Consider the following 23,868-nt stretch of genomic DNA (forward strand, 5'->3'; position numbering starts at 1 on the left):
GGAGGTTCCAGGAGACCGGGCCGCCGCCCACATGTCCCTTCATCAAAACCAACAATGTCAAAGAGCCGACACGCATCCAGCCCCGGTTCGAATCGCTCCGGGCATCGGTTGTACCGACAAAGTAGAAGCGCGAACAAAGGCCGTCCCCGTTGGGGCCGCCTCTGCTTGCTGGGGCTGCCTATATGGGCCGACCCCGGTTGCGTCAACCGCCTTGGTGCGATTTCTCGCCCGGGCCGCCTCACACAGCGCGAGATCCGGACACGCCGGCACGCCTTCGCTGAGGCCAAGATAGGGCGGAAACTTGCCGATTCAAGGGCGTAAGCCGCTGATTCCGGCCAGTTTGGGGTCTCGCCTCAAGCGCTCTGAATATAGCTGCGCATCGCATCCGCTTCGGCTTCGATGCGGTCCATGCGATATTTCACCAGGTCGCCGATCGAGACGATGCCGATGATCCGACCGCCTTCCATCACGGGTAAATGGCGGATCCGGCGCTGCGTCATCAGCCCCAAGGCGGACATCACTGGGGTCGTCGGATCGGCGGTGATCGCCGGTGCGCTCATCACCCGCGACACCGGCCAGCCGAGCGCTTCGGCGCCATGATCGCGCAGGCAATAAATGACATCGCGTTCGGACATTATGCCAACAATGCGGCCATCCTCGACCACCGGCAGCGCACCGATGCGGCGCTGGCCGAGCGTCTCAACCGCGGCACTGACCCGATCCTCGGCGCCGATCGTCGCAACCTCGCTGCCCTTGGATGATAGGATTGCCGCGATGGTCATGGAAGCCTCCCGCTGAGTCGGAACCGAACCTTGATAGGCGCTGCGGCTGGCCTTGATAATCCCGCAGGGTTGCTAGTCGAATTGGGCGCGGCCAAAGGGAGCCATGCCCAGCCCCGACCCGGTCCCCAGCCCTAACCTCAACCCTAATCCCAACCTGTCGTTGCTCCGCCGCTTCCGCAAGATCATGGCGTGGCTGGCGCTTTTCTCGATCGTCATCGCCGCCATCGCCGTCTTGCTGGTGGCGCGCGGCGACAGCGGTATGCACATCCATATGTTGATCGCCACGGCGCTTGGCGTCGGGCTGACTGTGCTGCTGGCGACGGGACTGATGAGCCTGATGTTCCTGAGTTCAGCGAGCGGGCACGACGATGCCGCGGCAAGGCCCACACATGAGGATGACCTATGAGCAGTCTTGAACGGGTGCCGGTCCTGCGCGTCGTGCCGGGGCCGGGCGACATTAACGCCAACGGCCACATCTTCGGCGGCTGGGTGCTCTCCCAGATGGACATCGCCGCGGGTATCGTCGCCTCGTACCGCGCCAACGGATCGGTCGCGACGGTGGCGATCGAGCGGATGGAATTCCTCGCCCCGATTCACCTGCGCGACCTGATTTCGGTGTTCGCCACCGTCGAGCGGGTCGGGCGGACGTCGATGGGCGTGCGGATCGAAGTCATCGCCAACCGCGACCGCGGCGCCACCGAGATCAAGGTCACCGAGGGCCTGTTCACCTTCGTTGCGCTGGACGACCAGAACCGGCCACGGCCGGTGGACCCGGAGTAATTCCTTAAGGACTAGCCCGCCGGAGCGGCGTCGGTATCACCACCGGTGGCGCGCGGCTTGCGAACCGCGCGGCGCTTAGGGCGCGGAGCGTCCTCTGGGTTGTCCGGCTCGACAGCGTCAACGCGGCCGATCGCCGGCGGCAGCGCGTCGAAGGCGATGCTTTCGGGGCTGGCGGCGAGCGGCGCATTGCCACCGCGGTCGGCGGCCTCTTCGCCATTGCGATCGTCGCGCGCATAGCGCGGACGGCGCGGATTGCGCTCGGCAGCCTGGGGCCGGTCGTTACGCTCCGGGCGCTCGCTGCGCTCCGGACGGGCGTCGCGCTCAGGGCGCTCATTGCGGTCTGGACCCTCATAGCGGTCGCGCGATTCGCGCGGCTGCGGCCGGTCGCGTTCGTAGCGATCGTTGCGCTGCGGGCGATCATCGTCGCCGCCATCATCCTGGGATCCCTGATCGTCGCCGGCATCCATCTGATCGTCGTCGCCAGGCTGAAAACCAGGCTCGTTATAAGACGAGCCGTTGTCAGCATCATCGACGTCTTCGCCGCGGGCCCGGCGCTGCTCATCAAAACGGGCGCGGCTTTCACCGAGAATGCGGTAATAATGATCCGCGAACTGCAGATAATATTCGGTCTGGACGCGATCACCCGCAAGCTGCGCATCGCGGGCCATGCTCTTGTATTTTTCCAGGAGCTGGGCGGCGTTGCCACGCTGGCGATTGTCCTGACGATTGCCGTCTGGCCGTCCACCGAGATTCTGGGGCCGTTGGCCTCCGCGGCCGCGACGGCGACCACCCTGTTGTCGATTATTGATCAAATGCTACTTCCCTCAAAGTAGAAGCTATCCCTTTCGCTTCTGGCGGGCAGGGCGGCGACCTTCTCCTAAAGCAGGATCGGGCGCGGCTCTGACCCTTTCGTTCCGGTCTGCGCTAAATGCGCCAAGCGAACGGCCGAAATGCGTCGGGGGTGGAGACGGGCTGCGCTCAATCGTTAATGGTGGAGCGGGCCCGACCCTGTCCAACGATGTAGTGCCGCATTGGATGAATGCCAAGCGATTTCGTTCAAGCGCATGTTATCAAACACAGGTTAGCAAGCCGTTAGCAGAATAGCGCGGGGCCGGCCGGCGAGATCGCGTGCCAGGTTCGCCGAAAGTCCGCCGTTCGCCAGCAGGGCAGCGGCGGCGTCCGACTGGTCGTAACCAATCTCGACCGCCGCGAGCCCGCCAGCGCCGAGCAGCGGTGGCAATTGCGGGGCCAGCCGGCGCAGTGCATCGAGGCCGTCGTCGCCAGCGAACAAGGCCGTGTGCGGCTCATACTCGGCGACCCCCGGGCCGAGCGTGGCGGATGTGGCGACGTAAGGCGGGTTGCACAGGATCAGGTCGAAGCGCTCGGTCATGCCGGCGGCCCAGTCGCCGTGGCGGAATTCGGCACGGTTGGCCATGGCGAGCCGTTCGGCATTGCGCTGCGCAATGGCGAGTGCGGCGGGCGAGCTGTCGATGCCGAGGCCGGTGGCTTGTCGCCACTGATCCAGCGCGGCGAGCAACAGCGCGCCCGAGCCGGTGCCGAGATCGAGGATGCGCCTGGGACCCGGTGTGTCGCGAAAATGCGCGACCGCGGCATCCATCAGCGTCTCGCTGTCGGGGCGCGGGATGAGCACGCCCGGACCGACGTCCAGGTCGATCGACCAGAAGGCGCGCGTGCCGAGGATGTAGGCGATTGGTTCGCCAGCCAGACGCCGCGCCAGCAAGGCTTCGAATTCAGCCGGAACGTCGGCGGGCGGTTTCAGCAGCAGCTGCTTGCGGTCGACGCCAAGCGCGTGCGCGAGCAGCAGTTCGGCATCGAGCAAGGGCGTGTCGGACACTTGGCCCAGCCGCTGCGCCGCGTCGGCGAGCGGGGTCACACCTCGTCGAGGCCGGCGAGCCGCTCGGCTTCGTCTTCCGACACCAAAGCTTCGACCAATTCGCTCAGGCCCGGACCTTCGAGGATCGCGTCCAATTTGTGCAGGGTCAGATTGATGCGGTGATCGGTGACGCGGCCTTGGGGGAAATTGTAAGTGCGGATGCGCTCCGACCGATCGCCCGATCCGACCATCGACTTGCGCGCCCCGGCGCGTTCGTCGGCCAAGCGGTTGCGCTCGAGTTCGTAAAGCCGCGTGCGCAGCACCTTGAGCGCCTTGGCCTTGTTCTTGTGCTGCGATTTTTCGTCCTGCTGGATGACCACCAGACCGGTCGGCAAATGGGTGATGCGGACCGCGCTGTCGGTGGTGTTGACCGACTGGCCGCCGGGGCCAGACGAGCGGTAGACGTCGATCCGCAGATCGTTGTCATTGATCTGGACGTCGACGTCCTCGGCCTCGGGCAGCACCGCGACGGTCGCCGCCGAAGTGTGGATGCGGCCGCCGCTTTCGGTCGCCGGGACGCGCTGGACGCGATGGACGCCGCTTTCGAATTTCAATTTGGCGAACACGCCCGAGCCGGCGATCGAGGCAATCGCTTCCTTATAGCCGCCGATGTCGGATTGGCTGGCCGAGATCAATTCGAAGCGCCAGCCGCGTTCCTCGGCGAAGCGCTGGTACATCCGCAGCAAATCACCGGCGAACAAAGCCGCTTCATCACCGCCGGTACCGGCGCGTACTTCGAGCATCGCGGCGCGGTCGTCGGCGGCGTCGCGTGGCAACAGGTGCACCGCCAGCGCCCGCTCCGCCTCGGGCAGGCGGACGCGAATATCACTGGCTTCAAGCTCGGCCATTTCGCGCAGCTCGGCCTCGGCGCTCTGATCGGCGGCGAGATGGGTCAGCACCTGAAGCTCGGCGCGCAGGCGGCGCACTTCGCGGGCGGCGTCGGCGACCGGCTCAAGCGCCGCATATTCCTTGGACAGCCGGACGAAATCATCGCGCCCGAGATCCTCCGCCGCCATCGCCGCCGACAGCTCATGCTTCCTCGCCTCGATCGAGGCGATCCGTTCCGGCGAAATGGTGGTCATGCCGCGCTTGGCTCCGGCCAGACAAAGCCCCTCAATGCGGCCTCGATTTTTGCCGGGGAAACGCCACTCAAGCGCATGGTAATGCGGTCTTCACCGATATCGAGAGTCAAAATGTTCTCGGCACCCCTTTTGACAGCTCGATCGCGCCTTTTGCGGGGTGAGCCGGTCGCATAGATTTCTGCTGACAGGCCCTTGGCGCGCAGTTGCGCAACGACGCCGACGGCTGACATGTTGGCGCGATTGTCCTCAGCCACGATAGCCACATCAATGACCTCGGTCGCGGGAGCCTTGATCATCATCGCCAGCCGCTCAATGCCGGCCGCCCAGCCGACCGCTGGGGTGGGTGGGCCGCCGAGGGCTTCGATCAGGCCGTCGTAGCGGCCGCCGGCGATGACCGTACCCTGCGATCCCAAGCGGTCGGTGACGAATTCGAATGCCGTATGGCGGTAGTAATCGAGGCCGCGCACAAGGCCCGGGCTGCGCGTCCAGGCAACGCCTGCAGCATCGAGCCCGGCCGTGACGGCTCCGAAGAAATCGGCCGCTTCCGGCGTCAGATAATCGTCGATCGCGGGGGCCGACGCAGCCAGCGCTCGGTCGCGCGGATCCTTGCTGTCGAGGATTCGCAGAGGGTTGCGGTCGAGCCGGGCGACGCTGTCTTCGGACAAGGCCGAACGATGCGCGCTGAAATATTCGACCAGCTTGGCGCGCCAAGCATCGCGCGTTTGCGGATCGCCGAGCGTGTTCAACTCGAGCGTCACACCGTCGGATATGCCGAGCTCGCGCAGCAGTTGGTCGCCGAAGCACAGGATTTCTACGTCCGCCTGCGGCTCGGCGGCGCCGATGATCTCGGCGTCGAGCTGGTGGAATTGGCGGAAGCGGCCTTTCTGCGGGCGCTCGGAGCGGACCGCGGGTCCGTGGGTCGCGACCGTCCCCGGCGCATGCTGCTGCCAGCCTTCGGAGAGATAGGCGCGGGCGATGCCGGCGGTGAATTCGGGGCGAAGCGTGATCGAATCGCCGCCGCGATCCTCAAATGTGTACATTTCCTTGGAGACGATGTCGGTGGTTTCGCCGATCGAGCGGGCGAATACCGCCGTATCCTCGATGATCGGCACTTCGACCCGCTTGAAGCCGAACAGCCGGCGCACGCGATCGAACGCCGCCACGACCGCGGCCAGGCGGTCGGCGTCCTCTCCCAACAGGCTTTGCGTCCCCCGGACCGGCTGCAGCGTGGTCATTGGCCGCGCTAAAGCACATTTCGGCGACGCGCGGAAAGACTTAGCTTGCCGGGGTCGGCGGCGCTGAGCGGCGGAAGAAGCTTGGCGGCGGCGAGAACAGCTTGCGGATCGAGACGCTGACGGTGCGGCCCAAGGGGTCAAGAAGGTCGGGCTGATAACTGTTCGGCACCAGGCCGGCGGCGTCGCGAACATTAGGTTTGGCATCGAACATGTTCTTAACCTCGAGCCGGACCTGGGTGCCGCGCAACCAAGGATGCTTGGCGACCAAATCGAAGCGCTCGCCAAGGTTGGCGAACAATCGCAAGTCGAACGTCGCCAGCGACGAGAAATGCAGATTGCCGGCAGTCGCGCTGTCGACCGTGGTGCCGCTGCGCCAATTGCCCGATAGCCGAGCGCCGAGACCGTTGTTCGACCAGCCCGCTTGGGCCTCTACCTCGTGGCGCGAGCGCCCGCCGGACGACCCGAAAGCGTCCCCGTGCAGATAGTCAAGCTCGGGCAAGCCGGGCCGGATAGTCACTCGATCGACGAAAGTGATGGTGTCGGTCAGAGAGAAGGTCAGCCGGCCGCCCTGCCGCCTGCCACCAAAGCCGCCACCGCCAAAGCCGCCCCGGCCACCGCCGCCAAATCCGCCGCCGCCGCCACGATCGCCGCCATCGTCCGGCCGCCCGCCTTCGGGCGGAGCGCCGCCGGCAGCTGCCCGACGCGCGCGAAACTGGTCAATCAACGCCTGCGATGGTCGCGCCGATTTCAGCGGCTTGGTGCAATCGAACCCCCAGCGCAGCGTGTCGCGCGTCGCGCTGTCGAAATTGACCGGACGGAGGTCGGCGCTGATCAGCTGGCCGGAGCCATTGCGGACGAAGCGTTCGGGGAACGCGGCCTCGAGCGCCGCGCTCGGCCCAGGGAAGCTGGCGATCGGCCGGTCGATGGTCGAGTGGACGTAATCGGCGCGCAGCCGCAAATCGAGCTTGGTCGAGGGCCGCCAGTTGGCGCCGAACTTGAGCACGTTGCGGCGGTCGGCCTGGAGATCGGGATTGCCGCCGGTGGTGACGTTGGCCACCACGGTTTCCCCCGAGGTGAACTCGAATATTCGGGTACCCGGCGTGTCGAGGATCGGGTCGCCAAGCTGCGCGACCGACGGCGCGCCTTCCTCGCGGGTCCAGCTGGCGATCAGGTTGAGCGGCGGCTTTGGTGACCAGTTCGCACCGGCACCGAAGAGGGCCAGCGTACCGAAGTCGGACAATTGGTCGACCTCGGCGTTGGTGTTCAGCGACAGATTGCCGAGCGCGCTGAAACCGCGACCCCGGCGCGAAATTGGCAAGTCGAAATTGGCCGACGCTTGGCCTTGGGTGCGACCGAGCGAACCGGAGGTAATTACGTCGCCTCGGCGCGTACGGCTGTTCTGGTGCAAGGTGCTGCCGCCGACCCGGAAAGTGGCGGTAGCATCGCCGGCGGGAAGCTTGAACAATGGCCCGTTGGCATTGAGATCGAGATTCCCGGAAGCGCGATTGGATCGGCTGCTGTCACGAAACGCGGGCGGCTCGTTTGGATCGCTCAGGGTGAGATTGCGTGACAAGTCGGCATTGCTGGTCGCCGACCAGCGCCATTTGTCCTTGTCCCAGTTGAGCGCCACGCCGGCATGGGCCGTGTCGGCCGACGTATCGCGCACTCTGGGATCGAGCGGCCCGGAGAGCGGGAAGCCGATCAGGGACTTGCCTTCAGAATGTTCGAGCTCGCCGTTGATCGTCGCCGACACGTTGCCGAGAATCTTGCGATTATGGGTGATCGTGCCGCGCAGGTCGCGCTGCGACCCGATCAAAGTCCGCGCATCGGGAGAATTGATATCGCGCTCGCTTTCGGTCAGCGCGCTATTGCCTTCGGCGTGGAGATTGACCGTCGTCCGGCTGTTGCGGCTGAGCATGATCCGGGTGACGTCGGCAAGACCGCTCACCTCGCCGCCTTCGGTCGCGGCGCCGGCCTGAAGCTGGACTGCAGTCGAGCGGAAGCGTTCCCGCAGAACGATATTCACCACGCGCTGGTCGGCGCGGTAGCCATATTTAAGGGCGACTTCCTCGGGCAAGATCTCGACCCGCTGAATGGCTTCGGTCGGGATGTCGCGAAGTTCGCGAAACCCGGAGATCCGCTGTCCGTTCAAGAGTAGGATCGGCCGCTCGCCGCCGCGGCCACGCGCGCTGCCGATCTGCGGGGCGAGCGCGTCCAGCAGTTCCGTGATGTTGGTCGCCCCAGTGGCGCGGACGTCGCGGCCGGTCAGCGTGTTTTCGGGCGGGATGTCGCCGACCACCGACCCGCGCGGACGCTGGCCGGTGACGACGATGTCTTCCTCGTCGCCACTTTCGTCAGGGTTGGCCTGCGATGCAGGGGCAACCGTCGCCGGCTGGGCAGTTCCGGGGGACTGCCGGGGTGGCGGCGTGTCCTGGGCGAAAGCCGGCACGGCGACAACGAAAGCGGAGCCGGCAAGGAGAATGCAGCGCTTGGTTGAGTTAGTCATGGGCGCGGCGGTGAAGGCGGGGACGTGAACATCCGCTGACAACATGCCACGCTTCGACAAAGTGCCGTGCCGGGCCGACGAGTCGCCAAGCCGCGATCCGTCGATTAGGCAGTGTCCGGCGACCAAAGGTGGGGAACCCGTGATGAACAAGATTGCAGTTTTGAGCCTGATGGCGACGCTAGGTGGCTGCTCGACCACGCCGTCCCCGCCGGCAGCCGTAGCCCCGGTGCCGATCATCGCCGCGTCCGAGCCGGTAGCCGCCGCGCCCGTGGTCGCGGCGGGGCCGGCCGAGGCCGCGACCTTGGAGGCGATCGCGCGCATTCAGCAGATTGACCCGCAGCTGGGATCGATCATTGCGATCGATCCGACCGCAGTTGAGCAAGCGCGGCGCCTGGATGCATCGGGGACCAGCGGGGCACTCGCTGGGATAGCGATGGTGATCAAAGACAATATCGAAATGGCCGGCCCGGTGCCGACCACCGCCGGCAGCCTGGCGCTGGCCAACAACGTCACCAATCGCGATGCGCCCTTGGTGGCGCGGTTGCGCGCAGCGGGTGCCATCATCGTCGGCAAGACCAATTTGAGCGAATGGGCCAACATCCGTTCCAATAGTTCAATTTCGGGCTGGAGCGCGGTCGGCGGCCAGACCCACAATCCCTACGCGCTCGATCGCAGCCCATGCGGATCTTCGAGCGGCAGCGGCGCGGCGGTTGGCGCCGGCCTGGTTCGCATGGCGATCGGCACCGAAACCGATGGGTCCGTCACTTGCCCGGCGGCAATCAACGGCATCGTCGGCTTGAAGCCAACCGTCGGCCTGGTCAGCCGAACCTATGTCGTCCCCATCAGCCACAGCCAGGACACGCCGGGGCCGATTACGGCCAGCGTCCGCGAGGCGGCCGAACTATTGACTGTGATCGCCGGCAGCGACCCGGCCGATCCGGCAACGCGCGAGGCCGACCAGCGCAAGACGAATTATGCCGCGACGCTCGACGCTGGCTCGTTGCGCGGCAAGCGCATCGGCGTGATGCGCTTCGCCTCGGGATTCGGCACCGACGCCGCTCTCGAAACCGCGCTTGCGGTACTGCGCGAACGCGGCGCGACTTTGGTCGAGATCAAGAAATTCGACGACAAAGCGATCGGCGGCAACGAACTGACGGTGCTGCTCACCGAGCTCAAGGCGGACCTCAACGCCTATCTGGCGGGCAGCCCGGCGCCGATCCCGGTGCGCACGCTGGCCGACGTGATCGCGTTCAACACCGCCCATTCCGCCGAGGAATTGGCGCTGTTCGGGCAGGAGACATTCGTCAAAGCGCAAGCGACCAAAGGCCTCGATGATCCGGGCTATAAGAAAGCCCGCCAAACCAGTTTTCTCGCCGCTGGACCAAATGGGATCGACCGGCTGTTGAAAGCCAACATGCTGGACGCGCTGGTCGGGCCGACGATGCCGCCGGCGTGGAAGATCGACGCGGTCAACGGCGACCAGGTTTCGGGCGGCGGGGCTGGCTCGCTGGCGGCCGTCGCCGGCTATCCGCACCTCACCGTGCCGATGGGCCTGGTCAAGGGGCTGCCGGTCGGGCTGAGCTTCATCGGCCCCAAGTGGAGCGAGGCGCTGCTGCTGTCGCTGGGCTATGCCTACGAGCAGGCGCGGGGGCCATTTCCGACGCCGAAATTCTATCGCTCGATCGAGGAAAGCCCCGACATCGCGCCGCTTTTGAAGCCGGCGGTTAGGCGGTAAGTCGCAAGCCGGCGATGGCGGCGACGATTGCCAGGATCAACAGCGCGCGAACCACCGACGCCGGCTCGCCGAACCATAGCATGCCAACGATAACCGTTCCGATCGCGCCGATGCCGCCCCACACCGCATAAGCGGTACCCATCGGGATAGTGCGCGCGGCAAGCTCGAGGAGCGCCATGCTGATCGCCACCGAAACCAGGAAGGCCAGCGTCCATGGGCCGTTGCGGAAGCCGTCGACGAAACGCAGCGTCGTGGTGAAGCCGACTTCAAACAGCCCACCGACGATCAGATAAACCCAGGGCATCGGTAACCTTTCGCTGGACCGGCGCGGATCGCGCACTAGGTTGCGCGGCCATGGCAAAGCGCAAAGGCATCGGCAATCGCTTCGCACCGATGCGGTTCCTGCTGTTTCTCGCGATGCTGATCCTGGGCGTCGGATCGTCGGTGCTGGTTTCGCCCTGGTGGCTGGGCGTGATGTACGGTTTCGACTTTGCCGCGCTGGTGTTCGTCCTGAGTTGCATCAACCTGTTCCGCCACAAGGAAAAGGAGATGCGCCTCGCGGCCGAGGAGAATGACGCGAATCGCGGTGTGCTGCTGATCGTCGCCTTCGCGCTGACCAGCGTCGTGCTGGTCGCGGTCGGCAGCCAGCTGGCGATGACCACCAAGACCAGCCTGGCAGATATCAGCCTGACTATCCTCACATTGATCATGGCCTGGGTGTTCGCCAACGCGGTCTATTCGCTGCATTACGCGCATCTGTTCTACACCTCGGACGACGGCGGCAAGGACATGGCCGGGATTGAATTTCCCGGCACCGGCAAACACCCCGAATTCGCCGACTTCGTCTATTTCGCTTTCACCATCGGCTGCACGCTGGCGGTGTCCGATACCAATGTAACCTCGCCCCACATCCGCAAGGTGGTGACCGCGCATTCGGTCGCCGGTTTCATCTATAATGTCGGGGTGTTCGCACTGACCGTGAACCTGCTCGCCGGGCGCAGCTAGGCCGCGACTTCCATCTCGGGCGCGGCATCGCTGGGCTCGCGCCGCGCCGCCACCAGGCAGCCGCCGACGATCAGCACCGCGCCCGCCAGCGTGTACAGCGACACCGGCTCATGAAACACCAACCAGCCCAAAGCGGCCGCCCACAGGAAGCCGGTATATTCGGTGACCGAAAGATAGCCCGCCTCCGCCCGGGCATAAGCAAACGAAAACAGCAGCACGCCGGAAAATGACATCAGCGCGGCGACGACCACCCAGCTCCACTGCAGCCCGGGCCACGCCGGGGGGCCGAGAAACGGCACCGAAGCGACCAGCAGCGCGGTCACGGTCAGGCTCTGAAAGAAGCTGATCTCGAGCGGCTTGGCGGCCAGCGCCTGGTGGCGCATGAGCACAATGTTGCCGGCGTAGCAGATCGCCGAGCCGAGCACGGCCACGCTGCCGACTAGCACGCCCGGGCCAAGCTCGGCGCGGAGCTGGCCAAGGACGATGACGATCACCCCGGCGAACGCTGCGAACGAACCGATGATCGAGCGTGGGCCGATGTGCTCCCCAAGGAACAGCGCGGCCAGCACCAGCGCGATTAGCGGCGAGATGAAGGTCAGCGCGATCGCCTGGGCCATCGGGATTCGGCCCAGGCCCCAGAAAAACAGCAGCCCCATCACCGTCACCAGGACGCCGCGGCCAACATGAATCTTGAGCGTCGCGCGGCGCGGCCACGGCAAGCGCCGCGGCAAATAGAAGGTGCCGGCAAGAATCAGGCCGACCAGCGCCCGCCAGATGCTGACCGCATAAAGGCCGATGGCCAGCACCAGCGCTTTCATCACGGCGTCCATCGCCGACAGCACGCCGACCGCGGCGAGCGCGACAAGGAAAGCCTGGACCGGATGTTGGGCGACGCGGTTCACGCGCCGCGCTTAGCAGGCTAGTCGGGGACGTCGAGAGATGCGGTGCTGGTCGGGGCTGGTGAAGCGTCGATCAGGAGCGGCGGATCGGACCGCGATGTTGCAAGCTGATCGGCGAACGCGCCGCCCAGAATCAGGATCAGTAACAGCTTGGTCATGGCGCCAAGGTGCGCCCGGAAAGTGAAAAAAAGCTAAACCTGCTCGGCGGCGTGGAGCTTTGTTTCCGCCATTTCGGCAGCGTCGATTTCCGCCGCTTTGGCTTCGACCAAATGGACGATGTGGTCGATCATCGCTTCGTCGCGGATGTGATGGTCGGTAACCCCCGACAGATAGACCATGTGGGTGCCATTGCCGCCGCCGGTAATGCCGATGTCGGTCTCGCGCGCTTCGCCGGGGCCGTTGACGACGCAGCCCAGCACCGACAGCGACATGGGTGTGCGGATATGCTGCAGCCGCTCCTCCAGCGCTTCGACGGTGCGGATGACGTCGAAACCCTGACGGGCGCAGCTCGGGCAGGACACGATGCGTACCCCGCGATTGCGAATGCCGAGGCTCTTGAGGAGCTCGTAGCCGACGCGGACTTCTTCTTCGGGCTCGGCCGAGAGCGAGACGCGGATGGTGTCGCCAATCCCCGCCCACAGCAAGGCGCCCATGCCGATCGACGATTTGACGGTGCCGCCGATGAGGCCGCCAGCTTCGGTGATGCCGAGGTGGAGCGGGCAATCGACCTGGTCGGCGAGCTGCTGGTAAGCGGCGACGGCCAGGAACAGGTCGGACGCCTTGACCGCGACCTTATAGTCGCGAAACCCATGGTCCTCGAGAATGCGGATATGGTCCATCGCGCTTTCGACCAGCGCCTCCGGGCACGGCTCGGCGTATTTCTCGAGCAAATCCTTCTCGAGGCTGCCGGCGTTGACGCCGATGCGGATCGCGCAGCCATTGGCGCGGGCAGCGGCGATGACTTCCTTGACCCTTTGCTCCGAACCGATGTTGCCGGGATTGATGCGCAGGCAGGCGGCGCCGGCGTCGGCCGCTTCAAGCGCGCGCTTATAGTGAAAGTGGATGTCGGCGACGATCGGCACGTTGGCCGCGCGGACAATCTCCTTCAATGCCGCGGTGCTTTCGACGTCGGGGCACGACACGCGGATAATGTCGGCGCCGGCTTCCTCGCAGCGGCGGATCTGGTCGATCGTTGCCTTGGCGTCGCTGGTCGGCGTATTGGTCATCGTCTGCACCGTGACTGGCGCATCGCCGCCGACGGCGACATTGCCGACCATGATCTGGCGCGATTTGCGCCGCACGATATCGCGCCAGGGACGGATTGAGGACATGGGCCACGATATAGGCGCGGAACCCGCCGTGATCAAAGACCTAGTCGTCTTTGCCCCAGCGCCAGCGCCAGCCGCCGCGCGTGGTGCGGGCGGTAATCACCAACAGGATGGCAACTGCCGGAACCAGGATCGAAGCAAGAATCAATGGCTGCCTGGCGAAGACGGCGGTGGCGCCAGCGGTAATCGCGAAGAATGCGGCCAACACCACCCAGCCCTGCCAGGCAATCGGCATGCCCGAGCCAAGACCGTAGCGCTTCGGGGCAAACCATTCGGGATTATCGCTCATTTTGCCTCCTTGGGTGGGCGGCCGCGCTTGCGCGGGACCGCGGCCTTCAATTTGACGCCGCGGGCGCGCAAGGCCTCGCGCAGCAGGCATTCAACCTCGGCGTTGATGCTGCGCAAGTCGGCGGCGGCGCAACGTTCGACCGCGCTCCACAGGGCCGTGTCCACCCTGAGGGGATAGACTTTTCGCTCGGCGCCGCCGTTCATTTAATTGGCCGCCATCGACCTACTGGTAGAGCGTTCCGGTGTTGACCACCGGTTGAGTGTCGCGCTCACCGCACAGCACGACCATCAGGTTCGAGACCATCGCCGCGCGGCGATCGTCGTCGAGCTCGAAGACCTTTTTCTCGCTGAGCATGGCCAGCGCCATCTCGACCAACCCGACCGCGCCCTCGACCAGCGTCTTGCGCGCCGCGACCACCGCTTGTGCCTGTTGGCGGCGAAGCATCGCGCCGGCGATTTCCTGCGCGTAAGCCAAGTGGGTGAAGCCGCATTCGTCGACCGTGATGCCGGCCACCGCGAGGCGCGCCTGCAACTCGCCGCGCAGTTCGACCCCGACTTGGTCGTGATTGCCGCGCAGCGTGATCTCCTGATGTTCGAAATCGTCATAGGGATAGCGCGAGCCGATGGTGCGGATCGCGGCTTCGACCTGGACGCGGACAAATGCCTGATAATCATCGACGTCGAATAACGCCTGCGCACTATCGACGACGCGCCAGACGATTTGCGCCGCCATCTCGATCGGGTTGCCGCGCAGATCGTTGACCTTGATCTTGTCAGAGATGAAATTGTTGGCGCGAACCGAGACTTTCTTTTTGCCCATCCACGGCCAGGTCCAGCGCAATCCCGTCACTCGATCCGTTCCGCGATAATCGCCGAACAAGGTAATCGCGACCGCCTGGTTGGGTTGCAGCATGTAAAAGCCGGGGGCGATCAGGATCAGCAGGATCGGCCCGACAATCACGCTCAGGACCGGTAGCCAGCCCGCCGCATGGTTACTCAGGTTGACGACCCCCGCCACCTGCAGGGCAATCACCACCAGCAGCGCGAACAGCATTGCAAAACCGCTCATGGTCGACGCCAGTCGTTCCCGGCTCGACGTCAACGCGATCACATCATCTTTTGCCACAACATCCTCCCTTAATTTGATATCATAATAATATCACTCGACGATGAGTCAACTGGAATCGTCGGATGGGTGCGGCTATGGGCCGCCCATGACAGGCAATTGGAAACTGGTAATCCACGGCGGCGCGGGGGCGATGGGCGTCGCCGACATGGACCGCGAAAAAGAGTCGAGTGCGCTCGACGGGCTCGACGAGGCCATGGCCGCCGGTGGGGCAATTCTCGATAGCGGAGGCAGCGCACTTGATGCGGTCGAAGCCGCGGCCCGCGTACTGGAAGAGGATCCGTGCTTCAACGCCGGGCGCGGCAGCGTGCTCGCCCACGACGGCCACATCGAACTCGATGCAGCATTGATGGACGGCGCCACGCGCCGCGCTGGAGCGGTCGCGGGGTTGCGCACGACGCGGGCCCCGATCAGTCTTGCCCGGCACCTGCTGGAGCACGGCCCGCATGTCTTCCTGTCGCACAGCGGCGGCGATGCATTCGCCCGCACGGCGGGTTTGGAGCAGGTCGAGAACAGATGGTTCGAGATTCCCGAGCGGCGGCGCCAGCTCGAGGAGTTGCTGGCTGGCGGCGGCTTCGACGACCAGATGAAATACGGCACCATCGGCGCCGTCGCGGTCGACATGAATGGCCATGTCGCGGCGGCGACCTCGACCGGCGGCCTGACCGCCAAGCGCTGGGGCCGGATTGGCGATTCGCCTTTGATCGGCGCCGGCACCTACGCCGACGACCGCGCCGCTGCCATCTCCGCGACCGGATCGGGCGAATATTTCATCCGTGCTGTCGCCACGCACGAAGTGGCGGCGCGGGTGCGGATCGGTGGCGAACCGCTGCAACAGGCGCTCGACGCCGTGCTCGCCGACATCAAGGCGCTCGGCGGCAAGGGCGGGATGATCGCGGTCGCGCCGTCGGGCAAAATGGCATGGGGCTTTACGACCCCGGCGATGTACCGCGGCGTCGCTGATGCCAGCGGCCGCCGCGTCGCGGTCTATCCGGACGATGCCGCGCGATAAGGCAACGCCGCCCGCTCCCATTCCGCCTCGGCCGCGATCGCCGCTCTCTCACCGCCGAGGTAGGTTGCGACCGCCTGGCGCAGGCCCGGATCGGCGAGGAAATGGGCCGAGCGGGAAATCACCGGCTCATAGCCGCGAGCGAGCTTATGCTCCCCCTGCGCGCCGGCCTGGACTGACGACAGGCGATGCTCAATCGCCCATTCAATCGCCTGATAATAGCTGAGCTCGAAATGGAGGAAGGGGACTTCTTCGATGGTGCCCCAGTAGCGGCCATAAATGATGTCGGGGCCAACCAGGTTGAGCGCGCCGGCGATCGGCCTGCCGTCGCGGTAAGCTAGCAATAGCAGCAGACGGTCGCCCAACTCCTCGCCGATTCGGTCGAAAAAGGCCCGGGTGAGATAGGGCTGACCCCATTTGCGGCTGCCGGTGTCCTGGTAGAACGCCCACATTGCGTCCCATTCGGCCGCGCCGATGGCGCTGCCGGCAAGCGCGGCGAACTCCAAACCGTCGCGGGCGGCGGCGCGCTCGCGGCGGATCGCCTTGCGCTTGCGGCTGGTCAGCGCGGCGAGGAAGTCGTCGAAGCTGCCATAGCCGCGGTTGTGCCAATGATATTGGATGCCGTGGCGGATCAGCCAGCCGCGCCGATCACACTCGGCCGCGCCGGCGTCATTGAGAAAGGTGATGTGGGCCGAAGACAGGCCATTTTGCACCGTCACTGCTTCCGCCGCGGCGAGCAATTGTTGCGGGAAATGGCCAAGCAGCCGCGGACCCGGCACGGGCGTGAACGGCACGGCGATCTGCAACTTGGGATAATATTGCCCGCCGGCCCGCTGATACGCATCGGCCCAGCCGTGGTCGAACACATATTCGCCCTGGCTGTGGGTCTTCAAATAGGCCGGTGCGGCGGCGGCCAGCGCGCCGGTTTCGTCCTCGATGATGATCGGGGCCGGCGTCCAGCCGGTGCCGGGGCCGACGCTGCCCGAGTCTTCAAGCGCGCTCAGGAACGCGTGGCTGAGAAACGGGTCGCTCCCGGCCAGGCGGTCCCAGGCGCCGGCATCGATGGCCGCGACCCCCGGCGCGAGGCGCACGCTCAGCTCGGTTTCACGGTCGGCCATCGGCTTCCCAAATGAGGGCGTCGGCGTGAACCGAGGCTGTCCGCCGTTGCTCGGCGGTATCGACTGCCCAGGCGTAGACCGGCAGGCGCTGACGCCCACGGGCGACCCAGTCCTGACCGAGCGCGGCCTTGTCGATGGCGAGAAAGTCGGGCGCAGCCAGCCGTAGCGCCAGCCAGCGCTTGAGCGGCGACATGGAATGGCGAATTACAAGCCCTCGCCGAATGGCCGGAAGGTTGGTCTTGAGGAGACGCGCCAAACGCGGATCGAAACTCATCACGCCAAAGCGCCCGCCATAGCCATCAAGATCCCGACGAAGGGCCGGAATCCAGCGCCAGAGGTCGCCGTCGACCTTGACTTCGAGCAGCAGCGGGACGCGCCCGGCGACCAGGGCCAGCAGGCTGGGAAGGGTCGGAATCGGCCCCTCGCCGACCCGAAGCCGATCGAGCTGGCCATGGGTCGACGCGCCAATCCGCAGCGGGCTCGCGCACATCCGCCAGGCATCGGCATCGTGAAACACGAGGATTTGGTCGTCGGCCGTCAGCCGCAAATCGCACTCGATCCCGGCGCCGTATTCCACGGCGGCAGCGAAGGCGAGCAGACTGTTTTCGGGGAAGCCGGCGCCATAATGCAGGCCGCGATGGGCAAAGCCAGCGGAGCCGGGATCGAGCGGATCAGGCCTTGATGGCGACGATTGCATCGACCTCGACGGCAACACCCAGCGGCAGGACGGCGACGCCGACCGCGCTGCGGGCATGGCGGCCCGCTTCGCCGAACACTTGCTGCATCAATTCGGAGGCACCGTTGGCGACTTTGGGCTGGCCGGTGAACGCCGGTGTACTGTTTACGAACACGCCCAGCTTGACGATCCGTTCGACCCGGTCGAGCGACCCGAGCGCCGCCTTGATTTGCGCCAACAGCATCACGCCGCAGCGCCGGGCCGCCGCGATGCCGCCTTCCAAATCGACGTCCTCGCCCAGCCGGCCGGTGATCAGGCTGCCATCCTCGGCGAAACTGATCTGGCCGGAGACGTGGAGCAAACCCCCGATTTCGACCGCGGGGACGTAAGCGGCGACGGGCGCGGCGGGTTGCGGAAGGGTGATGCCAAGCTCGGTAAGGCGCTGATCAATGCTCATGGCTGCGCCCTCAACACCGATGCTCGGTTTCGGTCAACCTCAAAAGCCCCTCCCCTTGATGGGGAGGGGTTGGGGAGGGGTGGAGTCTCCGGAAGGAAGCTGAGGCAGCGCCACCATCACCCCCACCCTGCCCTCCCCCATCATGGGGGAGGGTTTTATTGGTCGCGGGCGACGGCAAAGCCGGCGAAGCTCTGACTGACCGGCATCAATTCGATCGCGTTGATGTTGAGGTGCGGCGGCAAAGTCGCGATCCACCAGATGGTCCCGGCAAGATCATCGGCCGTCATCGGGTCCATCTTGGCATAGAGCTCGTCGGACGCCTGTTGGTCGCCGCCGGTGCGGACCAACGTGAACTCGGTTTCGGCCATGCCCGGGTCAATCGCCGTCACCCGCACCCCGGTGCCGGCAAGGTCGCAGCGCAGGTCGAGCGAGAATTGCCGGACGAACGCCTTGCTGGCGCCGTACACCGCGCCGCCGCGATAGGGGTAAGTCGCGGCCACCGACGACAGGTTGATGACCGCGCCCTGGCGCTCGATCAGCATGGGCAGCAACGCGTGGGTCAAGGCGACAAGGCCGGTGATGTTGGTCTGAACAGTGTTTAGCAGCGGCTCGAGCGCGGCGCCCTGCAGCACGTCCATCGGCGGGGCGAGCCCGGCATTGTTGAGCAGCACGTCGATCTCGCCCCACGGCGGCGACAGCTGGGCGAGCTGGGCGGCGGCATCCACGTCGCGAACGTCAATCTCGAGCGCCAAGCAGGCATCGCCAAGCTCATCAGCCAAAGCGCGCAGCCGATCGCCCCGGCGGCCGGTCGCGATTACGCGCCAGCCACCGGCGGCAAAGCGACGGGCCGAAGCGGCGCCGATCCCGGCTGTCGCGCCGGTGATGAGGATGGTCTTGGTCATGGCTGTGCCTCGAATCGCCGGTCGTCAAATCGATCGAGGACCCACTGGCATGCGGCTGGCCACGCGTCGATTCGCACATGGGCATCGGGCGCCGGCGGCACCGCGGACGCCAGCCGCGGTTCGGCCACCATGTGCAGCCGCCAGACGTCCGGCGCATGCTTGGCGACCGACGCGTGATGAACCGGAAGATCGTCGACGAACACCGTGGTGGTTGGCCGATAACGGTCGATAATCTCGCGCAATGGCCGGCCCTTGCCGCCACGGTTGCAAACGACTTCATGCCGGATACCGTGGCCGGCGAGCTGCTCGACCCGCCAGCTGTGCGCTTCGTCGCCGAGGTTGGTCAGGATGACGATGTCGGCGGCCTCGCCGATCCTCTGCAGCGCTGCGAGCGCGCCCGGGACCAGCGTCTGGCGGTGCATCTGGCCGCGAAAGAAGCCTTCAAGCAGCGGCCACACCTGGTCGGTCGGCACGGTCTCACCGGTGCGGCGATCGGTCAGCGCGTCGTCAAACTGGCCGCTTTCGAGATCGAAATGAATGCCGTGCGCCTCGTCGAGCCAGTCGGCGAAGTGCGCAACCATGTGCAGCAGCACTTCGTCGCAGTCGGTGATCAAGAGCGGGCGGCTCATGACTCGAGTCCGCGGCGAGCGGAGACCAAGGCTTCGGGCTTGACCCCGATTGCTGCCGCGACCGCGACCAGGTCCGGTTCGTGCGCTTCGAGGAACGTGAGCAGCGCCACCAGCAAGGCGGGATCGGCGGCCCGCTGTCTCATATCGGGAGGGTCGATGCCGCTCAGGGAAAGAAACCGTTCCGCCAGCCGTTGGTCGGCCAAGGTGGTAGCAAGCGCGCGCAGCGCCAAGGCCACGGGATCATTTGTCGCCGCGCCCGTCATGGCTTACGATCCGCGAATGTTCGCGACTGGGGAGGTAGTTTGGCCAAGATCCTGATCGTCGAGGACAATGCCCTCAACATCAAGCTGTTCTGCGATCTGCTCGCCGCGCACGGCCACGAGCCGCAAGCGGTGACCGACAGCCGCTTGGCGCTCGACGCGGCGCGGAGCTTTGGCCCGGAGCTGGTGATCACCGACATCCAGCTGCCGCATGTCAGCGGGCTGGAACTGATTCGCCTGCTGCGCGCGGACAAGGAGCTGGGCAAGGTGCCGATCATGGCGGTGACCGCCTACGCCGCCCCGGGCGACGAGGAACGTATTCGCGGCGCCGGCGCGCAATCCTATGTGTCGAAGCCGATTTCGGTGGTGAAGTTCGTCGCCGCGGTCGAAGAACTGCTGGCGCCGCAGCTGGTCGACGCGGGCGGGATCGAAGGGGATGGGGCGGATAATTCGGATCGCTCGATGAACGACGGGACTAAGGGTCCAGGACCGCGGGAAACCGGCGGCGAAGAGGGCTCTACTTGATCTTCGTTTCCTTGAACTCGACATGCTTGCGCACGCGCGGGTCATACTTTTTGAACACCATCTTCTCGGTCTGATTGCGCGGATTCTTCTTGGTCACATAGAAGAAACCAGTGTCGGCGGTGCTGACGAGCTTGATCTTGACGGTTGCCGGCTTGGCCATGACGAGTCCCACTGACTAAAAATAAGAAAAGCGGCCCGCGCGCGGCGCCGCTCGATCGACGCGGTCATTGGCTGCGGCGGTCGTTTTTGTCAAGTTGACGCACGGTTGTAACGCGGCCTTAACCTAAGCCTGTCACCTCTGGGGCGCAGAGGGGCAAGACTATGGCCAGTGATCCGCTCACGCTCGTTCGAAGCCAGATCGGCGCCCGCGTCGCCGAGATCCAGCAGCTTGGGCAGCGCCTGTCGCCGCTCGACTTGCATGCGCGCATGGACTCCATTCGCCAGCTGGCCGCCGAACATGGCATGGTCGCGCTGGAAGGCCTCGCCCGTTACACTACGCAGCTGGCGCTGCTGCCCGGCCACCGGGTGGCGATGCGCTCGTGCCTCGAGCATATCGACGAAGCGCTCGACAGTCGCTCGAGCCGCGATTGCACGACAATTCTTGCCGCGCTGGCGGTGCGACTGCACTAAGCCCATCCGATTGGCGCCCAGCCGATCGCCCAAACTTTGTGACTGTCCCTGTCGATCGAGACTTGAAGACAGATTCTTCCTCGCTACGGTCCTCCGACCGCAAGGGGGAATTTCATGTTCAAGACGCTTATTGCCGCAACCGCGCTGCTCGCCGCCACCACCGCCAACGCTGAAACCTTCGCGATCCAGGCCGGCCGGCTGATCGTCGACGCGTCGCAACCGGCGCGTGGGCCATCGACGGTTATCGTTGAGAACGGCCGCATCGAGCGGATCGAAAGCGGCGCCACAGCCCCTGCGGGCGCGACCGTGATCGACCTGGGCGGCAAGACGGTCATGCCCGGGCTGATCGACGTCCATGTCCATTTGACGCAAGACAGCGGCACGCCCTGGTACCAGGCGATCACACCGAAATATTCCGAAGCCTATGCCGCAACCGTCGGCCTCAAGAACGCCTTGGTGATGGCCCGCGCGGGCTTCACGACTGTCCGCGATCTCGGTAGTCCCGGTGTCGCCGGAATCGCCACCCGCGACGCCATCCGCGACGGCAGCTTTCCTGGCCCGCGCGTGTTGATGTCGGGGCCGGCGCTATCGATGATCGGCGGCCATGCCGACGCGGCGGTCGGCTTCGCCCCCGAGCTCTCGGCCGCGATCAACCAGCGTGGCCAGATTGGCGTTTGCACCGGCCCCGACGAGTGCGCGCGCGAAGTGCGGCGGATCGCCGCGTTGGGCGTCGATGTCATCAAATTCATGGCCACCGGTGGCGTGCTCGATCCGGGTACGCTCGGCCTCGAGCAACATTTCTCCGACGCCGAAATGAAGGCGATCGTCGACACTGCTCATTCACTCCATCTCAAGGCCGCGGCACACGCGCATGGCGCGAGAGGCATTCTGGCCGCGGTCCGCGCGGGGGTCGATTCGATCGAGCATGGCACCTTCATCGACGACGAGGGCGTCAAGGAAATGAAGGCCCACGGTACGTACTTCTCGGCCACGCTGATGGCGTTCAGCGGCCTCAATATGTACATCGGCAAAAATATCTTCACCGCCAGTAGCGAAGCCAAGGCGCGCCAGGCGCTGGGGCTGTGGGGCAATGGCCTCAACAAAGCCTATCGTGGCGGAGTGAAGATCGCGCTTGGCACAGATTCGGCGGTCGCGCCGCACGCGCTGGCGGCCCAGGAACTCGGTCTCATGGTCAGCAAAGGCGGCATGACTCCACGCGACGCGCTGGTCGCCGCGACCAAGGGCGGCGCCGACCTGCTCAGCCTGTCAAGCGAGACCGGGACGCTCGATCCCGGCAAGTCGGCCGACCTGATTGCAGTCGAGGGAGACCCGTTGGTCGATCCGTCCGCTGTAACTCACGTCGCTTATGTCATGGTGATGGGGAAACCCATTCCCATGAAAGGCCAATAAATGCGGTTGTCCCTGATTGCCCTGTCGCTACTTCTTTCCAGTGCAGCTTTTGCGGCGGATTCCCCGGCCCCGGCCGCGGGCGACGTCCCGTCCAAGGACGCCAAGGCTGACGCTGCAAAGCCCGATCCCGATGTCGCCGCTGCCAGTGTTACTGAGTCAGCCCAACCGCAGAAACGCTCCGTCGCGATCCGTGGCCGGTCGCTGGCTTACACGGTCACGCCCGGCACTTTGACCATCCGCAATGACGACGGCGCGCCGACCGCGAGCATGTTCTACACCGCTTACACCGTGGACAATGGCGGGCGCCCCAGGCCGGTGACTTTCCTGTTCAACGGCGGTCCAGGGTCCGCGACCATGTGGCTGCATATGGGCTCGTTCGGACCCATCAAAGTCGATGCCTCGACGCCGGAAATGGTGGCCGGCCCACCATTCCGCTATGGTCCCAATCCCGACACTCTGCTCGACGTCAGCGACCTGGTGTTCATCGACGCGCCAACCACCGGCCTGTCGCGGCCGATCGGCAAAGCCGAGGCCAAGGACTTCTTCGGGGTGGACAAGGACATCGATGCGTTCACGCGCACGATCCAACGCTATCTGACCAAATACGGCCGCTGGAATTCTCCCAAATTCATCATCGGCGAAAGTTACGGGACCACGCGGGCGGCGGGCTTGTCGAAGCGGCTGGCCGACAAGGGCATTCAACTGAACGGCATCGTCCTGGTGTCGACGGTGCTCAATTTCGCCGATTTTGCCGGCGATCAGTCGTTGATCAACTTCTTCCCGACCGAGGCCGCCAATGCCTGGTACCACGGCAAGATCGATCCCAAGCCCGAACTGATGAGCTTCCTCGATGAAGCCAGGGCGTTCGCCAGTGGGCCCTATGCCAGCGCCTTGCAAAAAGGCCGCGCGATCGGCGACGAGGAGAAGCAGTCGATTGCCCAGCGGATGGCGCACTTCCTTGGGATTTCCGCCGATTACATCCTGCGTTCGAACCTGCGCGTGTCGGACGACCGCTTCCGCCGCGAGCTGCTGCGCGACCGCCACGAAATCATCGGCCGAATCGATTCGCGCTATGTCGGCACCGAGGCTGATGCCGCCGGCGCCGGGACCAGCTACGACCCGCAGGCAAGCTCGATCACTGGCGCCTTCGTTGGGGCACTGAACGATTATCTGTTCCGCGATCTCGGCTACAAGACGCAGCTTAGCTATCGGCCCAACAATTATGCCGGGATTGGCGACGATTGGAGCTTGCAGCACAAGTCCGCCGATGGCGACCAGCCAATCGCCGATACCAGCGTCGATCTTGCCGCCGCAATGCGCGAAAACCCGCGGCTCAAGCTGTTATCTGTGAACGGCCTCTACGACCTGGCGACGCCGTTCTTCGGGGCGGATTATGAGATCGGACACATGGCGCTCGAGCCGGCGATCGCGCGCAACATCAGGTACGTTTATTATCCGGCCGGCCATATGATGTACACGGACCCCGGCTCAGCGCGGCAGCTCAAGGCGGATCTCGCCGAATTCTACGCCAGCGCGATGTAGACCAAAGAAAACGCCCGCCCGGCACAGGCCGGACGGGCGATTTTCATTCG

General features: G+C 65.3%; 28 protein-coding genes and 2 pseudogenes. 9 read left to right on the forward strand and 21 right to left on the reverse strand.

Features of this window, described 5'->3' with window-relative positions; all coding sequences use genetic code 11:
- Positions 1 to 353: 353 nt before the first annotated feature.
- The gene (locus RMO25_RS04410; protein ID WP_309661390.1) at positions 354 to 782 is read right to left on the reverse strand and encodes a CBS domain-containing protein; all 429 of its coding nucleotides are present in this window, start codon (positions 780 to 782) and stop codon (positions 354 to 356) included.
- 103 nt (positions 783 to 885) lie between these two features.
- Here RMO25_RS04410 and RMO25_RS04415 point away from each other — a divergent pair, with 103 nt between their 5' ends.
- Complete coding sequence (locus RMO25_RS04415; RefSeq protein WP_309661391.1) at positions 886 to 1,188, forward strand: hypothetical protein; 303 nt, start codon at positions 886 to 888, stop codon at positions 1,186 to 1,188.
- Complete coding sequence (locus RMO25_RS04420) at positions 1,185 to 1,562, forward strand: acyl-CoA thioesterase (RefSeq protein WP_309661392.1); 378 nt, start codon at positions 1,185 to 1,187, stop codon at positions 1,560 to 1,562. Before RMO25_RS04415 ends, RMO25_RS04420 begins: the two co-directional genes overlap by 4 nt.
- Positions 1,563 to 1,573: 11 nt before the next feature.
- Here RMO25_RS04420 and RMO25_RS04425 read toward each other — a convergent pair whose 3' ends face one another.
- The 6 genes and pseudogenes from RMO25_RS04425 to RMO25_RS04450 form a co-directional block, all read right to left on the reverse strand.
- Positions 1,574 to 2,029, reverse strand: coding sequence for a hypothetical protein (locus RMO25_RS04425; RefSeq protein WP_309661454.1), 456 nt, complete (start codon positions 2,027 to 2,029; stop codon positions 1,574 to 1,576).
- 162 nt (positions 2,030 to 2,191) lie between these two features.
- Positions 2,192 to 2,374 (reverse strand): annotated as a pseudogene (locus RMO25_RS04430) (DUF4167 domain-containing protein); the annotation flags it as partial.
- 269 nt (positions 2,375 to 2,643) lie between these two features.
- Entirely contained in the window at positions 2,644 to 3,456 is an 813-nt protein-coding gene (gene prmC, locus RMO25_RS04435) for a peptide chain release factor N(5)-glutamine methyltransferase (RefSeq protein WP_309661393.1), read from the reverse strand.
- Positions 3,453 to 4,538, reverse strand: coding sequence for a peptide chain release factor 1 (gene prfA / locus RMO25_RS04440; protein ID WP_309661394.1), 1,086 nt, complete (start codon positions 4,536 to 4,538; stop codon positions 3,453 to 3,455). Before prfA ends, prmC begins: the two co-directional genes overlap by 4 nt.
- The gene (gene hisS / locus RMO25_RS04445) at positions 4,535 to 5,773 is read right to left on the reverse strand and encodes a histidine--tRNA ligase (RefSeq protein ID WP_309661395.1); all 1,239 of its coding nucleotides are present in this window, start codon (positions 5,771 to 5,773) and stop codon (positions 4,535 to 4,537) included. The genes prfA and hisS overlap by 4 nt, the downstream gene beginning before the upstream one ends.
- Before the next feature lie 40 nt (positions 5,774 to 5,813).
- Complete coding sequence (locus tag RMO25_RS04450) at positions 5,814 to 8,600, reverse strand: TonB-dependent receptor plug domain-containing protein (RefSeq protein WP_309661396.1); 2,787 nt, start codon at positions 8,598 to 8,600, stop codon at positions 5,814 to 5,816.
- On the opposite strand from RMO25_RS04450, the gene RMO25_RS04455 reads away from it, so the two are divergent.
- On the forward strand, positions 8,506 to 10,014 hold the full coding sequence (locus RMO25_RS04455; RefSeq protein WP_309661397.1) for an amidase: 1,509 nt from the start codon (positions 8,506 to 8,508) through the stop codon (positions 10,012 to 10,014). The two genes, RMO25_RS04450 and RMO25_RS04455, sit on opposite strands and share 95 nt — an antisense overlap.
- Here the strand turns inward: RMO25_RS04455 and RMO25_RS04460 are convergent.
- Positions 10,004 to 10,318 (reverse strand): multidrug efflux SMR transporter, encoded by a 315-nt coding sequence (locus RMO25_RS04460; RefSeq protein WP_309661398.1) that lies wholly within the window; start codon positions 10,316 to 10,318, stop codon positions 10,004 to 10,006. The genes RMO25_RS04455 and RMO25_RS04460 overlap by 11 nt on opposite strands.
- 50 nt (positions 10,319 to 10,368) lie before the next feature.
- Here RMO25_RS04460 and RMO25_RS04465 point away from each other — a divergent pair, with 50 nt between their 5' ends.
- Positions 10,369 to 11,019 (forward strand): DUF1345 domain-containing protein, encoded by a 651-nt coding sequence (locus tag RMO25_RS04465; protein ID WP_309661399.1) that lies wholly within the window; start codon positions 10,369 to 10,371, stop codon positions 11,017 to 11,019.
- Here RMO25_RS04465 and RMO25_RS04470 read toward each other — a convergent pair.
- The 6 genes from RMO25_RS04470 to RMO25_RS04495 are packed head-to-tail and all read right to left on the reverse strand — an operon-like array spanning position 11,016 to position 14,603.
- Positions 11,016 to 11,921, reverse strand: coding sequence for a DMT family transporter (locus tag RMO25_RS04470; RefSeq protein WP_309661400.1), 906 nt, complete (start codon positions 11,919 to 11,921; stop codon positions 11,016 to 11,018). The genes RMO25_RS04465 and RMO25_RS04470 overlap by 4 nt on opposite strands.
- A 17-nt stretch (positions 11,922 to 11,938) precedes the next feature.
- Positions 11,939 to 12,076, reverse strand: coding sequence for a hypothetical protein (locus tag RMO25_RS04475; protein ID WP_309661401.1), 138 nt, complete (start codon positions 12,074 to 12,076; stop codon positions 11,939 to 11,941).
- A 33-nt stretch (positions 12,077 to 12,109) separates the two neighbouring features.
- Positions 12,110 to 13,249, reverse strand: a complete 1,140-nt coding sequence (ispG, locus tag RMO25_RS04480; RefSeq protein WP_309661402.1) for a flavodoxin-dependent (E)-4-hydroxy-3-methylbut-2-enyl-diphosphate synthase — start codon at positions 13,247 to 13,249, stop codon at positions 12,110 to 12,112.
- A 40-nt stretch (positions 13,250 to 13,289) separates the two neighbouring features.
- Complete coding sequence (locus tag RMO25_RS04485) at positions 13,290 to 13,535, reverse strand: hypothetical protein (RefSeq protein WP_309661403.1); 246 nt, start codon at positions 13,533 to 13,535, stop codon at positions 13,290 to 13,292.
- Positions 13,532 to 13,738: a toxin-antitoxin system HicB family antitoxin gene (locus tag RMO25_RS04490; protein WP_309661404.1), complete on the reverse strand. Its 207-nt coding sequence runs from the start codon at positions 13,736 to 13,738 to the stop codon at positions 13,532 to 13,534. The genes RMO25_RS04485 and RMO25_RS04490 overlap by 4 nt, the downstream gene beginning before the upstream one ends.
- 19 nt (positions 13,739 to 13,757) lie before the next feature.
- Positions 13,758 to 14,603, reverse strand: a complete 846-nt coding sequence (locus RMO25_RS04495; protein ID WP_309661405.1) for an SPFH domain-containing protein — start codon at positions 14,601 to 14,603, stop codon at positions 13,758 to 13,760.
- A gap of 145 nt (positions 14,604 to 14,748) precedes the next feature.
- Here RMO25_RS04495 and RMO25_RS04500 point away from each other — a divergent pair, with 145 nt between their 5' ends.
- A complete protein-coding gene (locus tag RMO25_RS04500; RefSeq protein ID WP_309661406.1) occupies positions 14,749 to 15,672 on the forward strand; it encodes an isoaspartyl peptidase/L-asparaginase in 924 nt (307 codons plus the stop codon).
- Here RMO25_RS04500 and RMO25_RS04505 read toward each other — a convergent pair.
- The 6 genes from RMO25_RS04505 to RMO25_RS04530 form a co-directional block, all read right to left on the reverse strand.
- The gene (locus tag RMO25_RS04505; RefSeq protein WP_309661407.1) at positions 15,648 to 16,787 is read right to left on the reverse strand and encodes a GNAT family N-acetyltransferase; all 1,140 of its coding nucleotides are present in this window, start codon (positions 16,785 to 16,787) and stop codon (positions 15,648 to 15,650) included. The genes RMO25_RS04500 and RMO25_RS04505 overlap by 25 nt on opposite strands.
- Positions 16,774 to 17,484, reverse strand: a complete 711-nt coding sequence (locus tag RMO25_RS04510) for a glycerophosphodiester phosphodiesterase family protein (RefSeq protein ID WP_309661408.1) — start codon at positions 17,482 to 17,484, stop codon at positions 16,774 to 16,776. Before RMO25_RS04510 ends, RMO25_RS04505 begins: the two co-directional genes overlap by 14 nt.
- Positions 17,459 to 17,920, reverse strand: coding sequence for a RidA family protein (locus RMO25_RS04515; protein WP_309661409.1), 462 nt, complete (start codon positions 17,918 to 17,920; stop codon positions 17,459 to 17,461). The genes RMO25_RS04510 and RMO25_RS04515 overlap by 26 nt, the downstream gene beginning before the upstream one ends.
- Positions 17,921 to 18,075: 155 nt before the next feature.
- On the reverse strand, positions 18,076 to 18,822 hold the full coding sequence (locus RMO25_RS04520; RefSeq protein WP_309661410.1) for an SDR family NAD(P)-dependent oxidoreductase: 747 nt from the start codon (positions 18,820 to 18,822) through the stop codon (positions 18,076 to 18,078).
- Complete coding sequence (locus RMO25_RS04525) at positions 18,819 to 19,451, reverse strand: HAD family hydrolase (protein WP_309661411.1); 633 nt, start codon at positions 19,449 to 19,451, stop codon at positions 18,819 to 18,821. The genes RMO25_RS04520 and RMO25_RS04525 overlap by 4 nt, the downstream gene beginning before the upstream one ends.
- Positions 19,448 to 19,654 carry a DUF3572 family protein gene (locus RMO25_RS04530; RefSeq protein WP_405051841.1) on the reverse strand — a complete coding sequence of 69 codons (207 nt, stop codon included), beginning with the start codon at positions 19,652 to 19,654 and terminating at the stop codon, positions 19,448 to 19,450. Before RMO25_RS04530 ends, RMO25_RS04525 begins: the two co-directional genes overlap by 4 nt.
- A 108-nt stretch (positions 19,655 to 19,762) precedes the next feature.
- Between RMO25_RS04530 and RMO25_RS04535 the strand changes: the two are divergent.
- A pseudogene (locus RMO25_RS04535) lies at positions 19,763 to 20,110 on the forward strand (response regulator); the annotation flags it as partial.
- A 118-nt stretch (positions 20,111 to 20,228) separates the two neighbouring features.
- On the opposite strand, the gene rpmG reads toward RMO25_RS04535, so the two are convergent.
- Positions 20,229 to 20,396, reverse strand: coding sequence for a 50S ribosomal protein L33 (gene rpmG / locus RMO25_RS04540; RefSeq protein ID WP_309661413.1), 168 nt, complete (start codon positions 20,394 to 20,396; stop codon positions 20,229 to 20,231).
- Between the two features lie 161 nt (positions 20,397 to 20,557).
- Between rpmG and RMO25_RS04545 the strand changes: the two genes are divergently transcribed.
- The 3 genes from RMO25_RS04545 (at position 20,558) to RMO25_RS04555 (ending at position 23,818) form a co-directional block, all read left to right on the forward strand.
- Complete coding sequence (locus tag RMO25_RS04545; protein ID WP_309661414.1) at positions 20,558 to 20,866, forward strand: hypothetical protein; 309 nt, start codon at positions 20,558 to 20,560, stop codon at positions 20,864 to 20,866.
- Positions 20,867 to 20,980: 114 nt separating this feature from the next.
- The gene (locus tag RMO25_RS04550; RefSeq protein ID WP_309661415.1) at positions 20,981 to 22,276 is read left to right on the forward strand and encodes an amidohydrolase family protein; all 1,296 of its coding nucleotides are present in this window, start codon (positions 20,981 to 20,983) and stop codon (positions 22,274 to 22,276) included.
- Positions 22,277 to 23,818, forward strand: a complete 1,542-nt coding sequence (locus RMO25_RS04555) for a S10 family serine carboxypeptidase-like protein (protein ID WP_309661416.1) — start codon at positions 22,277 to 22,279, stop codon at positions 23,816 to 23,818.
- Positions 23,819 to 23,868: the final 50 nt, after the last annotated feature.

The sequence above is a fragment of the Sphingomonas sp. genome, assembly GCF_031361285.1.
Lineage (GTDB): Bacteria > Pseudomonadota > Alphaproteobacteria > Sphingomonadales > Sphingomonadaceae > Sphingomicrobium.